4 protein-coding genes and 1 pseudogene are annotated in these 14,739 nt (G+C 65.0%); 3 read left to right on the top strand and 2 right to left on the bottom strand.

The features are described from left to right. The first annotated feature begins 36 nt into the window (after window positions 1–36). The gene (locus GLA29479_RS20370) at window positions 37–9,261 is read left to right on the top strand and encodes a C80 family cysteine peptidase (RefSeq protein ID WP_082638843.1); all 9,225 of its coding nucleotides are present in this window, start codon (window positions 37–39) and stop codon (window positions 9,259–9,261) included. Between the two features lie 119 nt (window positions 9,262–9,380). Then, window positions 9,381–9,653: pseudogene (locus GLA29479_RS23925) on the top strand (DUF3418 domain-containing protein); the annotation flags it as partial. Window positions 9,654–9,689: 36 nt separating this feature from the next. Here GLA29479_RS23925 and GLA29479_RS20360 read toward each other — a convergent pair. Both GLA29479_RS20360 and GLA29479_RS20355 read right to left on the bottom strand, forming a co-directional pair. After that, on the bottom strand, window positions 9,690–10,169 hold the full coding sequence (locus GLA29479_RS20360; protein WP_057972666.1) for a hypothetical protein: 480 nt from the start codon (window positions 10,167–10,169) through the stop codon (window positions 9,690–9,692). An 89-nt stretch (window positions 10,170–10,258) separates the two neighbouring features. Continuing rightward, window positions 10,259–10,783, bottom strand: coding sequence for a hypothetical protein (locus GLA29479_RS20355; protein ID WP_057919001.1), 525 nt, complete (start codon window positions 10,781–10,783; stop codon window positions 10,259–10,261). 76 nt (window positions 10,784–10,859) lie between these two features. Between GLA29479_RS20355 and GLA29479_RS20350 the strand changes: the two genes are divergently transcribed. After that, window positions 10,860–13,049 carry a RelA/SpoT family protein gene (locus GLA29479_RS20350; protein WP_057919000.1) on the top strand — a complete coding sequence of 730 codons (2,190 nt, stop codon included), beginning with the start codon at window positions 10,860–10,862 and terminating at the stop codon, window positions 13,047–13,049. The last annotated feature ends 1,690 nt before the right edge of the window (window positions 13,050–14,739 follow it).

Below are 14,739 nucleotides of genomic sequence, written 5' to 3'. Positions count from 1 at the left end.
GACAACTAGAACCGATCGACAACAGGGGGCTTCGTCATGGCATACAAAATCTTCAAAGAGAGGCTGAAGAATGGCAATACGGTGGAGCTGGTCAGCTGGGAGGGCGTGGTGCCGCCCAACCACTCCTCAACAATAGCCGGCAGACCCTGGTTGGGGACCGAACCCCGCTCCAGCTTCAGCTTCTACGATGCCACTAACGAATACATGCGCAACGATTGGGCGAGCCTGAACATGCAGCCGCAGTCGTTCACTTTTCCGTCTGCGTCGGGACAGAACGCCGCTACCGTGATGCTGTACCACCACGCCGAAAGCAATACCTGGCACACGAGCGATGCACTCGATATCGACCACATCGTGCAGTGGCGCGACTATTTCGGCCAGCTCGGGGTGGCGAATCACGCCGAAGCGAATATGGCCTACAACGACGTGCATAATTTGCGGATGCTGCCGTCGGTCATCAATCGCGCCCGCGACAGCGCCGATCGGATACTGGCTATCTTCGGCGCCGACTCGAGGGAGTGGCGCACCTGGGTCGACAATCACTTTGCATTCGATCCGACAAAGAATCATCCGGATTTCGACCCGGACCTGGATTGGGCGGGCCGGACAGCGGCCACACAGGACAAGCACTGGGTGCCGGAGGACGGCCGCGTTGGATTGAGGTTCGATACCAAGGTGCTCGGGAAATGGTTCGAGGCCGAGCTGCAAAAGTCCTATGTGCGCAGTGTGACGGTAACCAATGCCGCGGGCCAGACGCAAGAAGTGCCGCTGTTTCGCTGCGCAGCCTCCGGGCAACTCGTCACTCGGGACGCGCTCGACATCGATCATCATGTGCCATTCGACGTACTGTCGAAGAAGATAGTGGAAGATGCGGCGGGCCGCGCGGTGAGCGTGGCCGAAATGTTGGATGCCTATAACGACGTGAGCAACCTGCGCTTGGTCAGTCGTAGCGTCAACAGTTCGCACGAGTTCGAGGTCGACGCCCACAACGAGTTTCCGGACGAGGAAATGCCGGAGATCCCAGGCGAGTTCGACGACTTCATCGACGACAGTCCGCAGTTGGGCGTCGCGCCGCGATTGGTGACCGGAGTCGATGTCGAGGAGTGGGCTACTGCGCAGGTCGGCACGAGCTATGCGGACAGCGATAGCCGCTATGGCCGGCAGATCATTATTCAGCTCGAGAACGACCCGGCCGCGGCCGAGGCCGCCGCCCGCCTTGCGGCGAAGCATCCCGGCACCAGCGTCATTGTGCAACTGGACGAGCTTGGCAATTACCGGGTGGTCTACGGCGATATGGCGGCTTTGGCCCGCGGCGATGCGCCGATGCGTTGGCAGATAGTCGGCCACGGCCGCAGCGATGCGAACGGCCGACGCACGCTGGGCGGGATGGGGGCCGCGAATCTGGCTCAACACCTGACGGCTTTCCACGCCAAGTTGACCGAGACCATCCAGAAGCCCATCGGTACGCCGGCGCGGATCAGCCTGGTGGGGTGCACCCTGGAGCGAAACGGCGAGCAGGAAGGTTTCGGCCACCGCTTCGCCAGCGCGCTCAAGTCACCCTTGATCGAGGTGTCGATCCACACCTCGGACTTGGCGATCGATCGCGAAGGCCGCAAATGGCCGACCTCTGCGTCGGGAGAGATCGCGTCGGTCGTAGACGACAATAAAGTGGTCTATCGATGGCGCTGGGAGGGCGGCGTCGTCCAGACCCGTGAACAGTCCAAGCGGATTGTGCTGATCGGGCCGGACCGGATCAACGTCGAGGAGCTGGTCGAAGACATCCGCGCCTCAAACAGGCCGCTGTCACAGCTCAACGCCGCCGAGAGGGAGGCCCTGAGTCGCTTCTACCCGAACGCGATGGGGGCCGGTCTCGACGAAACCGGATTGTTGACGGCGCTGGCAAGTCCCGTCGAGTACGCCAAGCTGCTTGATGTCATCGAGCGCATCGGCACGGTACACCTTGGCTTGCCCAATACTGTCGGTCTGGGCGACCGTGCACTGGTGAACGCCGAGGACGCCCCCGCGTATCGCGCCGCCGCACGTCAGCAACTGGCGTCGAGGGGTACAGTCAGGATCGATGGAGCGGATATTTCGCTGGCCTTGTTGTTCGACCTGGGGGCGACGTTCGATGGACGTCCGCTTACTCCGGAACTTGCGACAACATTAGGTGCGGAGGTTTCCGGCAAAAAGATCGCTTTCGACCCGGTTCGGCTGGTTAGCACGATGGCCGAGGTGCCGACGCAGGCGGAGCTCGAGGCGTTGGCGAGTATCGTGAAACGCCAGTTGTCGGGTAACGGGGGCAATATCGCGATGCTGCTGCGCGACGGGCCGTTGACCGATGCGCGAGCCGGCGATCTGCTCGAAACCCTCAAGAACTCGGTCCCCTCGGCCCTGGAGGTTACGGTCGCCGACAGGATAAAAGGTTGGTACGGCGACAGCGCATCGGTGCGCGCGAACTGGTTGTCCATGGCGCAGGGCTTGGATCCGGCGCAACGGCAGCTGGTGCAGAAGCTGTATATCGAGGCCAGCGAGGCGTCCGGCTTCGATGTCGCAGAGTTCAAGAAAATCAGTACCGCCAATCCCGGTCTGTCCCAGATCGAAATCCTGCAGAGGATGGCGATGGATGCGGCCGAAAGGAGGGTCCGGTACGACAGCGATGCCAGCGCCGCGATGAAGATAGCGGCATGGACCGAACAGGATGCCGGGCAATTCCTGATTCATTCCAAGTTAGCCACGCGAAGCGAAATCGGTGGTATCAACATCGATGTCGCCAGAATGAATCAGTTCATCGACTCGGCCAGTGCAATGGATCGCATCCGCATCACTGCGGCGATGCTGAAGCTGTCGGGCGAGGCATATCGGACGCTGCGGGGGCAGGTGGAAGGGACTGGCACGCAGGCTTCGAAGGAGTTCTTCAGCAAGCTAGATAGCGAACGCACCGTCCTGTCCAATCATGGTGGGGAGATCGCAGTTAGCCGAGCCGGCCATGCACTGAACGCGTTCGTGACCTTGAACTCGGTGCGCCAGCTGGTGGGCGATTGGAACCGGATGAGCGCCAGCGACAAGTCCCTCGGCCTGGCGATGACGGTCGGCGGTGTCGCGATGTCGCCGCTGAGCACCGGGATCGCGAAAGCCCTGGGCCAGTTCGGCAAGGCGCTCAACGCCGTCGACAGGTTCGGCCAAGCCGCCAGGGTGGTCGAAGCCGGCATATTGGATCTCGCACTGGCGCCAGCGACGTTCGCCGCGATCGGGCTGCAGTGGAAGTCGTTCTGGGCCAATAGCGGCGACACCCAGAGCTTCGAATACAAGTCCTTGGTGGCCAATACGGTCATGACCACGGTGACCACCGCGGTCGGCCTGGCGCTGACCGGAGTGTCGATCGCCGCTTCGCTCAGCACCGTCGTGGCCGGTTCGGTGCTGGGTACCATCGCCGCTTCGGCGGGGCCGATCGGCGTGGCCATCGCCGCCGCCGGATTCATCATCAACGGCATCGTCCAGGGCGCCCTGGTGGTGGCCGAGTACGACGAGTACTTCGCCAACACCTCGGCCAAGGTAGAAGCCTTCTTCGCCGCCTGGATCGGTGTGGAAACCGACGGCGTCAAGCGCGCGCGCGAAGAAAAGGCAGCGCAGGAAGACGCCACCCGCTTGCAACAAAGCCTCAATAGCGAGTGGGAGCAGCTCAAGAGCTACTTGTCCGATCTGTTCTCCAAGGACGGCTACAAGACCCTGAATTACCGCGAGCGCGAACACCAGGTTAAGCACGGCACGATCAAGGCACAGAACGGCGAATTCACTCATGTGCTGCAGGACCGCCCGGAATACCGCGCCATCGGCTCGGTCGTGTCCAGCCGCGTCGCCGACGGCGGCGGCGTCTGGGCGGATCTCGGCAACGGCGGCGCGAATTACGAAGCGGTAGGGGTCGAAAGCAAGCGCAACCTGTTCAATCTGAGCGGCGCGACGCTGAAGAGCGCCAAGGGCGGCAACGAGGCCGACGCCTTCAATCTCGATGCCGCGACGAACATCGGAACGATCGATGGCTCGGGCGGACACGACACGCTGGTGCTGGATGCGGGTGGGCTTAGTGTTTACTTGAAGACCTTCGACATGGCGACCAGATTGGCTTACAAGGGGCGGACGGTCGTGCTCGATCAGGTGACCGAGTCCGGGAATCTTGCGGCCGAGGTCTCCGACGTGACCCAGCCGGTCGACCGCGTTGTCGACGTACGTGGCGTCGAGGCCTATGTCATCAGTAACGCTGGGGAAAAGTCCCTTATCGAGGGCGCGGCCGGCGACGAGTTCTTCGACATCTCCGGAACCGATGTGGCAATCGCCGGAGGCGACGGCAACAACACCTATGCGCTGAACCAGGGCAACCGGATCACCAGCACCAGCAACGATATCGTGCTGTGGAACGGCAAGGTCGATGCGACCGTGAGCTTGCGTGGCGTGAAGGACAAGGCCTCGCAGACCCTGTTGATCGACCTGCCCGCGGATTATCGCGACATCAGGATGCGCCGGGTCGGCAACGACCTTCAGCTGTCCTACGAGACCGAAGTTCGAAGCCTCAACCAGCTCGCGATCGCCCTGCCGTCCAGCGTCCAAACCCGCACTCTTACCGTCAGCGGCCTGTACGGCATGGATGGCGGGCTCGATGCCAGCAAAGGCATTCGTTTGCGCGATCCCCACGGCAACGACTTCGCGCCGACCTCACTCGGCCTGATCGACGACCAGTGGCGGTCGCTGTCGGCGGTAGCCAAGAGCTTCGTGTTCGCCACGACGACCGACACGGAGCCGCGAAAGTTGGTGAACGATGCGGCAAGCAGTACCTATTCGTTGAAAGCGGGATCTGGCCGCTTCGTCGCCGAGGCGCATACGACTCAATCGATGCAGTTCGTGCTGGAAGCCAACCTCGAGGATCTGTACTACAGCGTCTGCAGAGGGACGCTGACCATCATTTCGGCTCCCGGTAAGCCCAAACTCGAGCTCCAGATACCCGGCTATGCCGAGGCCGTCAAAGCGGGCGTCGTCAGCGTTTGGCTGGTGCCTCCGCGTACCGCAGGCCAGCAGTCCATCATAGGCGTCGAGTTACCGCCGACGACCGTCGATGCGATCGGCCAGTTGAAGGCGATCAGCAATCCGTTGGTGCAAGCGCGAACGGACGCCCAACTGACCGCGGCCGCCCAACCGGCGTACGCGCATGTTTACGACGCTGCGAAGGAGCACTCAATCTGGCTCGAAGCCGTCGGCGATCTGCCTTATACGCAACTGCGAATCGGCAACGATCTAGTCTTGTACCAGGGCGAATTCTCTTCTCCGGAAAAAATACGAATTGTCGGTTATTTCGACGGTTCTAAGCCTTTCATCAATGTTAAACGCAATGGCGAAACAAGTAGCCTTGTGTTGAATACAACCAAGTATGTCGGCGATGCTTATGGCAACGACATGATCGCAACTAACGAAACAGAACTCGCCGGCCTCGATGGCGTCGATGTCTACCATATTAGTGCCGGGCGTCCTGATATCAGCCGCTGGGTCGTCGACAACATGGCCACGGATATGAGGGTGGACACTCTCGATCTCGGAGCCATCTCTTCGGCCAGGGTGCGTGCACTGAGGCGCGCGGGAGACGATATGGAAATCGTCATGTCTTTCGTCAACCCCAACGACAACACTCCGTACGAACAGACGGTGGTCCTGCGTAACTACGTCATCGACCCCCGCGCCAGGCATCTGCAGCTCAAGGTCGACGGAGTCGTGTTCGCCCTGCCATTGGTGGACGCGGACACCGGCTATTTCCTCTACGAGGCCGGAAGTACCGCTTTGGTCGCGGGCGACGGCGTGCACCAACTGCGGGTGCCCAGGACGGGAGCCTTGCATCTGTACATAGCCGGTGGGCCGCCGTCCGCAAACTATCGGCTGACGGTGGAGGGCTACGACCTCAAGCTGGTCAAGAACGGCCAGACGATCTACCTGCGCGACTATTACCGCAATCCGGGCAGCGTGCATTTCGTTTCGTCGCAGACCGGGTCGCACGATGAAGGCAGTGCTCAGCCGATCCTCGTTCCGGAAGACTTCGCTCCAGATGCGCAGGCGCTGTTCAAGAAGCATAACGTACCGCGCGACAAGTGGGTCCCTTACATTCTCAATGAAGTCGATAGCGAAGCGGAGTTGCGGTCGCTGGCGGCTTTGGCCGGAGAGGGCGAGCTGGCGACCGATTTCAATGTCTTGCCCGACCAACAGGACTTCAGTGTCTATCTGCAGGCCTGGCCCAACTCCGGAAGCGGAGAGCGGGTATTGTTCGCGACGGGACAGAGCGGCAAGAACGGCTTCAAATTCTATCTCGATGGACAAAACTACCTCTGCTACAAGGCCTACGTAAATATGAGCGGGTGGGAGGGAGTCGAGGTCACTCTTTATTCCCAGTCCGCGAGGATTTACGAGGTCGGGCCTATCGCGCGCGCGCGCGACACCGAGTTCGTGCTCAGATTCAGCGGAGGCAACACTCTGGATGTGATCGCGAGCGGGCCGAACGGGCCGATGGCGACGAACAACATTCGCCTGGATCCGGCAGGCGCTTCGCCTTACTACTTCAGCGTGACCCGGGGGCTGAACGGTGCCTTGTTGAACCACGCCAACCTTGTGCGCAAGGTCATGCCGGGTTCGGCCAGCGCCAGCGAGGTTTCGAGCATTCTTGAAACGGACGGAAGGACCTGGGCCATTCCAAATGCGCAGGCGGCGACGGATCTCAAGGAGTTGCCCGACTCGCAGGGGTTTACTGTTTATTTGAGCGGACCTTCGAATCCCGGAGATTCCGAACGGGTTTTGTTCGCGACGGGAGGAGTAGGGCGGAACGGATTCAAGTTCTATCTCGATAAGGACGGCTATCTCTGTTACCAAGCCTATGTCACCGAGAACGGAATCAATGGGGTCGCCAAAACCCTCTCTTCCGACTCCGCGAGAATTTACCAGGGCCGTCCGGTCGCGCGGGCGAACGACACCGAGTTCGTGCTTGCCTTCAAGGACGACAAGACGCTGGAGGTGACCGCGCGTGGGCCGAACGGGCGGATTACGACTCGCGGCATCGCGTTGAATCCGTTCGGGGCGGCTGCTGGAGTCGATTTCGGAGAAACTCGAACGCTGAGCAAGCTTCTGCTGCCGGATTCCAACAGCATTCGCAAGGTCATGTCGGGTGCGGCCAGCAGCGACCAGATCGACGGCATTTTCTGTTCGAACGGACAGGCCTGGAGTTGCGATCCCTCGAATACCAGGCTGTACTACAAGGTCAACGGCTTCTCCGAGGCGAAGGCCAACGCGGCCTTCCTCGCGGGCCTGACCTCGTTGGCGGACATCGACGCTGCATGCCTTGCGCTCAGGCAGTCCGAAGGACGGCTGTCCGAGGATTTCGTCATCGCCTATGCCAAGGCGAAGCAAAGTTGGCTGCACGTGCAAGGCGGATTGGGGTACGCCGAAGCCTTGGAGGCACTGGGCTATCGCCCCGAATCCATTCTGGATGCCTACCGCTATGGTCTCTCGGTACAAGACATGCAGGTCTACGCTTCATGGGAGAAGCAGCGGCCGGACAAGGTGCGTGTGGTCGATTTCGCCTTGGCCTTGTATGCCGAGAGCAAGCCCTATCTGATGGTGCATGCCAAGCCCGTCGAATTCTTGAACCTGTACGACGAACGGTTGCTGGCGTCGCTGATGGATGCCTTGCACCTTCCGGATTGGGACCGGGCAAGGATATTCCACGGCGTAGCGGCGAACGCCACCTCGGCACAGCTCGGGAGTTTGGCGGTCTTGATCGGCAGCTCGTATGCCTCGAACGAGCAAAAGAAGCGCGACCTGGAAGGCTGGTTGGTCCAGGCCATGGGCGGCAGCCTGGAGCGGCAGGCCAGCTTCATGCCCGACTCGCAACAGGCCGAACGCGCGGCATTCTTGAAATCAGTGCTGATCTACAAGGGCTTCCTGCCCCGGCGCGCGGCGGTGCTGTCCACGATGATGGCCTTGTCCGAGGTGCTGGACTACGAGATCGTCGAGAGCCTGTTGAATGCGGGGGTTGAAGACACCGGGCAGCTCGGCAAGCTGGCCAGGGCCGGGGTGGACGGCGGCGACCTGGTCGAGGCCAACAGCCAGCGTTTGCAGTACGAAACCGGCAACCGCGGCGCCTTGATCCGGATCTCGACCAGCCTGCCGCTGTTGCAGCGCACGCCGTCGGCGTCGGACACCTACCTGGCGCTGGAGTATCTGGGTATCGGGCCGAACGGTCAGGTTCTCAAGCTCGGCGAGGATCTTCAGCAAGCGAACAAGGAGATGGAAGCGCGGGGTTGGACGCAGCTCATCCATCCCGGCCCGGTGCTCAGCCTGGGCGGCTCGGTGCCGTCCACCAGCAACACACAGGACGGGCTGGTCTGGATGTGGCAGCAGGGCTATCTCGTTCACGGACTGAGCCATGCCGACTCGACCGAAACCGGATTCGGCCGGAGCACTGTCCGCAACCTGCTCGACGGCAGCGAGTACAGCGGCGAAGCGTTCTCGTGGCGCGGCGCGAATGCGACCGAAGCGGCCACGGAAACCAGGCAGGAGGGCGGGAAGAGCGTCGAGAAAAGCGTGGTCAGGATCAAGGATCTGTCTCTCGCTCAGACCGATTCGACCAGCAGCGAGATCGTGGCCATCCGCTTCGATATGAAGCACAAGATCGCGCTGTCGTCCTTGACGTTGAAGACCAGCTACAACCCTGCGGATACGACGCAACTGGATACCACCCGTAATGGCGCCTACATCGTCGAAGCGCTGGGCGTGGACAATGCCTGGGTGAAGGTATCCAAGCAGGATCTGCAATGGACCGCCACGCCGGGCGAGAAGGTGGGCGATAGGGCGCTCATGACCGTCGCGCTGGATACCGGCGGCATTCCCTATCAGACCTATCGCATCCGCGGTATTTCGGGCAGCTATGATCGCGATCGCTGGATCGACGAAGTCGAGTTCACGACGGCGCCGATCGAGCTGCTGCAAGCGCCCAGCGACTTGCCCGAGTGGGCCGCCTCGATCGGAGACGGGCCGGATTCCCGGAGCACCGAGTTCGAGACGGGGCCGAGCCGCACGGCGCCAGCGTCCGATTGGTCGGCCGACAAGTTGTTCGACGACATTGCCGCCTTCGACCCTGAGGCCGGTGTTGATCTGGGTATTCCGCAGAGGGAGAAGAGCGCCGTCAAGCCCGCCATGCTGGCACCGCCGATGGCCGACAACTTCGTTCTGCAGTGATGCACGAAGACGGCCGAGGGATCGGCCGTCTTCCGGGTACGAGGGCGCCTAGAGGATCTCCGCGCGCCCTTTCGCAAGTGCCGCGGGTGTCGCAGCGTGCCCGCTTGGGCCGATCGCGCAATGCGCCGCGTTATCTGAAGGCCTTGGCGGTGCGCAGCGAACGCGCTTTGCGCGATCCGGTGCGCGACTAAGCGCAGATGCTCGAACTCAAGCCCTTCGTCGAGGCTTTCGATGCGGCCAATGCCGGCGGCCGGGCCGACGACGCCGGCTGGCAGGCGCTGCGTTGGGAGATCGAGGAACTGCGAGTGTCGTTGTTCGCCCAGGAGCTGGGCGTGCGCGGCGGGGTGTCGCCGAAGAGGCTCGCGCAACGACTGGCGTCGTTGCGCGGTTGAGTCCCCGAGGGACGCTGCCGGATGGCGCGCCTGGCTTCAGTCGAGGCGGCGGACCTTGGCCTTCGGCGTCTGCCCTTCGACTTCCAGGAACCAGCCGCCCATCAGGCCAGGCTTGATGGTGACCTTCGGCGGCGGCACCGGCTTGCCGAGGAACAGCGAGCCTTCGGTCACCCGCCAGCGCTGGCCGTTTTCGAGCTCGAACACGGTGCCGATAGACCAGCCGCGGAACTCGCCCTTGAGCGCGCTCTGCACCGGTTCGACATCGCCGCGATCCAACAGCCCCTTGCGTTCCGAACGCACCGCCTTGGTGGCCTCGGCGACGGCCGCGGTCTGCTCCTGCGACAGCAACTCGTTGAGCAGGGCCAGTTGCTGCGGCGACAGGGTGTCGAGCCCGGTGGCCTTCATCTGTTCGGCATTGAAGCGTTGTTCGACCGCGACATAGGGACGCTCGGCGCCGAACGCGGCGGGCGCGATCGCGAGCAGGACGGCAACGGTCAACGAGGACAGCACACGCATGTCGGACTCCGGACGGGGCAGCGGCGAAACGGCGAAGGAGAGCGCCCGCGCGCCGACCCCGTGGGGCGTCGGCGCGCGGGCGGCATTCATTACTTGACGCGGGTGACCTTGGCGCGGGTGTTGTAGCCGTCCACCGAGAGGAACCAGGCGCCGCCGATCACGCTGGGGTTGATGCGCACCTGCGGCGAATCCAGGTGCACGCCGGGCAGGTCGACGCCGTCGACCTGGCGCCATTCCTGGCCGTTGTCGAGCACGTAGATCTGGCCCTGGCCGTAGCCGTCGAACTTGCCGTTGAGGCGGGCGACCACCGCTTCGCGCGAGCCCGAACCGAGGAAGCCGCGGTTCTCGTGCTTGACCAGTTCGCGGGTTTCTTCCTTGGCCTTGACCACGGCCTTGCTGGTCTCGGCGTCGAGGGTGCGGTTGAGCCAGGCGTTCAGATTGGCGAGCTGTTCCGGGCTGAGCTGGTCGAGGCCGGCGGCCTTGAACTGTTCGGCGCTCATCTGCTGTTCGATCTTGGACTGGGCGAGGGCGGCCGGCGCGCTCAGCGCCAGGGCGATCGCGACACCGGCGGCGATCAACAAGGGACGCAATGCGGAAGGGTGAATCGCGGACATCGTGCTGTTCCTCGGGGCGGTTGCTCGCTAGTGTAGTCGCTCGTCCCTTGCGCTTCGAACCTCTTCTGCCCCCGTTGTGAACGCGTCTCCCACCGAGCCCCGCCATTCCCCTGCCGACGTGCTGGCCCTGCCTGCGGCGGCGATCATCGCCGGGCCCTTGCGCAAGGCGCTGGAAGCCGCTGTGCAGGGGCCGGAGGCCGGCGAGGGCGCGCTCGATTCGCCGGCCGTCATCGCCGCCACCCTGGACGCGTTGGCCCTGCTCGACGCCGACAGCGACACGGTTGCGGCGGCGATCCTGCACGCCTACCCGGGCTGGGCGAAGGCGTTGGGGCCGGGCTTCGAACGCGAGCATCCCCTGTTGGCGGCCCTGCTCGACGGCCAGCGCGCCGCCGGCCAGGTCTGGGCGCTGCACGCCGAACAGGGCCGGCGCTCGGGCACCGAAGGCCTGCGCCGGCTGTTGCTGGCGATCGTGCGCGACTTGCGGGTGGTGCCGATCCTGTTGGCGCGGCAACTGGCGCGCATGCGCCATGCCGAACGCCTGCCGCCGGACACCCGGCGCGAATTGGCCGCGTTGACCCGCGACATCCACGCGCCGCTGGCCAACCGGCTCGGCATCTGGCAGCTCAAGTGGGAGCTGGAAGACCTGGCCTTCCGCTACCTGGAGCCGCAGACCTACCAGAAGATCGCGCGCCTGCTCGACGAGAAGCGCGGCGACCGCGAGCGCTACATCGAACAGGTCAAGCGCACCCTGCGCGAGGCGATGGCCGCGCAGGGCCTCAAGGCCGAAGTCGCGGGCCGGCCCAAGCACATCTACAGCATCTGGAAGAAGATGCAGCGCAAGGACGTGCCGATCGGCGAGCTCTACGACCTGCGCGCGGTGCGGGTCATGGTCGAAGACCTGGCCTCGTGCTACGCCGCGCTCGGCGTGGTGCACGCGCAGTGGGCGCCGATCCCCAGCGAGTTCGACGACTACATCGCCCGGCCCAAGCGCAACGACTACCGTTCGCTGCACACCGCCGTGGTCGGGCCCGAGGGCAAGACCCTCGAAGTGCAGATCCGCACCGAAGAGATGCACCGCCAGGCCGAACTCGGCGTGGCCGCGCACTGGAAGTACAAGGAAGTCGGCAGCCACAGCGCCGACGCCGCGTTCGACCGCAAGATCGCCTGGATGCGGCGCCTGCTCGACAGCAAGAGCGAAGGCGGCAGCGACGGCGCCGACGCCGCGCTGGCGAGCGAGCTGGACACCGAGCTGGTCGAGGACCGGGTCTACGTGCTGACGCCGAAGGGCGAGGTGATCGACCTGCCGACCGGCGCGACGCCGCTGGATTTCGCCTACCACGTGCACACCGAGGTCGGGCACCGCTGCCGCGGCGCCAAGGTCGACGGCCGCATCGTCCCGCTCGACCACAAGCTGCGCAGCGGCGACCGGGTCGAGATCCTGACCGCCAAGACCGGCGAGCCGCGCCGCGACTGGCTGGTCGTGGCGAACGGTTTCCTGGCCAGCAACCGGTCGCGGGAAAAGGTCCGCAACTGGTTTCACAAACTCGACCGCTCGCGCAACGAACAGGCCGGGCGCGAGCTGCTCGACAAGGAGCTGCGCAGGCTCGGCGTGCTCGGCGCCGACCTGGCCCCGGCGCGCGCGCGGTTCAACCTCGCCAACGACGAGGACCTGTACGTGCAGGTCGCGCTGGGCGACATCGGCCCGCACCAGATCGGCCGCGTTCTGCTCGAACACGAACGCGCACTGTCGGCGCCGCCGCCGTCGGCCGCGCCGACCTCGACCACCACGACCCCGCCGGCACCGCGCAAGACTCCTGGCAAGTCCACCGACTTCACCGTCGAGGGCGTCGGCAACCTGCTGGTGCAGATCTCGCGCTGCTGCCAGCCGCTGCCGGGCGAGCCGATCGCCGGTTACTTGACCCGCGGCCGCGGCGTCAGCGTGCACCGTCCCGACTGCAGCGCTTTCGTCCGCCTCGCCGCGGCCCAGCCGCAGCGCGTGCTGCCGGTGGAGTGGGGCCGCAAGGGCAGCGGTTACGAAGTCGACATCGAAGTGCTGGCGCTCGACCGCAAATGGCTGCTGAAGGAAGTCACCAACGTCATCGCCCAGGCCAATGCCCACGTGATCAGCATCCGCAGCGACGTCGAGCGCAGCAGCGCCCAGGTCCGCCTGCGCCTGCGCCTGCGGGTGGCCGACTACGGCCAGCTCTCGACCCTGCTCGGCAAGCTGTCTTCGCTGCCGGGCGTGGAGTATGCGCAGCGGCATTGAGTCGCGTGCGCGGTAAGCCTCCGTCTTGGGGAGGAGCGGCGCGAGCCAGGACCGCGGCAATAGAACCGCGACGTTACCGTCAGGGGATTGCGGACCCGGCGAGGGAGAGCGGCTGGTTTTCCGCGCGGGACCGATTTAGCGGTCGGGTGACGATTCGCGGTCGCGGCTCGCGCCGCTCCTACCCCGAGGAGGGGGCCGGAGACCGTTAGCACACCCAGCGACGAAGACGCGGCAGTCATGCCGCGGCGTTATCCTGTCGCGGTGAAGCGCGACCCGCCGTCTCCCTCCGATACCTCTGCCGCGCGCATCGAACCGCTGGGCGGAGATTACAGTGCCCTGCGCTTCGATCGGGCACCGCCACGGGCGCGCGACAACGGCTTGCTTGCCCGGCGCTGGGGTCTGCGTGGCGCGATCCTCGTCGCTGCCGGTTTACTGCTGGCGCTGGTCCTGGGGCGGCAGGCGATGTCGGAATGGCTGTGGCCGGACACGCGTGCGCAGAGCCTGCGCGAAGAAGCGACGCGGGCCTTGGCCGAAGGCCGGCTGAGTTCGGCCGATGGCCACGGCGCGCGCGAGTTGTTCGAGGCCGCGCTGGCCCTCGACCCCGACCGCAGCGATGCCCGCGAAGGCCTGGTCAAGGTCGGCAGGGTCGCCCTCGATCAAGCCCGCCAGGCGATCGACGGCGGACACTTCGACTTCGCCCGACAACGGTTGGATCTGGCGCGTCAGCTGGCGACGCCGCGCGACCAGGTCGAGGCCATGGCGCGTCGGCTGCGCGAACGCGAGGCGGCGCATGCCGGGCTCGACCGGCTGGTCGCCGACGCCGCGACCGCACGCGCGCAGGGCCGGCTCGACGGCTCGCCCGATGCGGCCTTGCCGTTGTATTTGCGCGTGCTCGCGCTGCAACCGCAACGCAACGACGCCCTCGAAGGCCGCGACGACACCCTCGCCGATCTGCTGCAGTCGGCGCGCAAGGCCTTGGCAGACGGCGACCTCGCGCGCGGCGCGGTGGGCATCCAGCGCGTGCAGGCCGCCGACCCCGGTCATGCCGATCTGCCGGATGCGCTGAACCTGCTCGAAAGCCATGTCGAACGCCGCCGCCGGGAAAGCGACCTGGCCCTGCGCCGGCAGCGTTTCGACGACGCGCTGGCCGGTTACAGCGACTTGCTCGCGGTGCATGCCGACGACGACGCGGCGCGGCGCGGGCTGGCCGCGGTCGCCAACGCCTACGCCGCGCGCAGCGAGCGCCTCGCCGCGGATTTCCGTGTCCCCGAGGCCGAGACCGTGTTGCTGCGGGCGCGCGGCATCGCCGAGAGCGCGGCGATCGAGGTGCCTGCGATCGCCCTGGCCCAGCAGCACCTCGACCGCGCCCGCGAATCGCGCAAGCGCTTCGACCAGCAGGCACCGGCCGCGCAACGCCAGTCGCTGCGCCGCCTGTTGAGCGAAGCCGCCGCCGCCGAGCAGCGCGGCGACTTGCTGACCCCGCCGGGCGACAGCGCCTACGACAAATTGCGTGCGGCCCAGGCGATCGCACCGCAGGACCCGGCGGTGCGCGCCGCTGCGGCGCGCCTGTTGCCGGCCGCCAAGCGCTGCTTCGACAAGGAACTCAGCGCCAACCGCCTCTCGCGCGCCGGCGAATGCCTGGATGCGCGGCGCGCGCTCGAAGGCGCCGGTGCGCCGGCCCGCGAGGCCG

This window comes from Lysobacter antibioticus (assembly GCF_001442535.1).
GTDB lineage: Bacteria > Pseudomonadota > Gammaproteobacteria > Xanthomonadales > Xanthomonadaceae > Lysobacter > Lysobacter antibioticus.
This window is presented reverse-complemented; position numbering and strand designations above follow the sequence as displayed.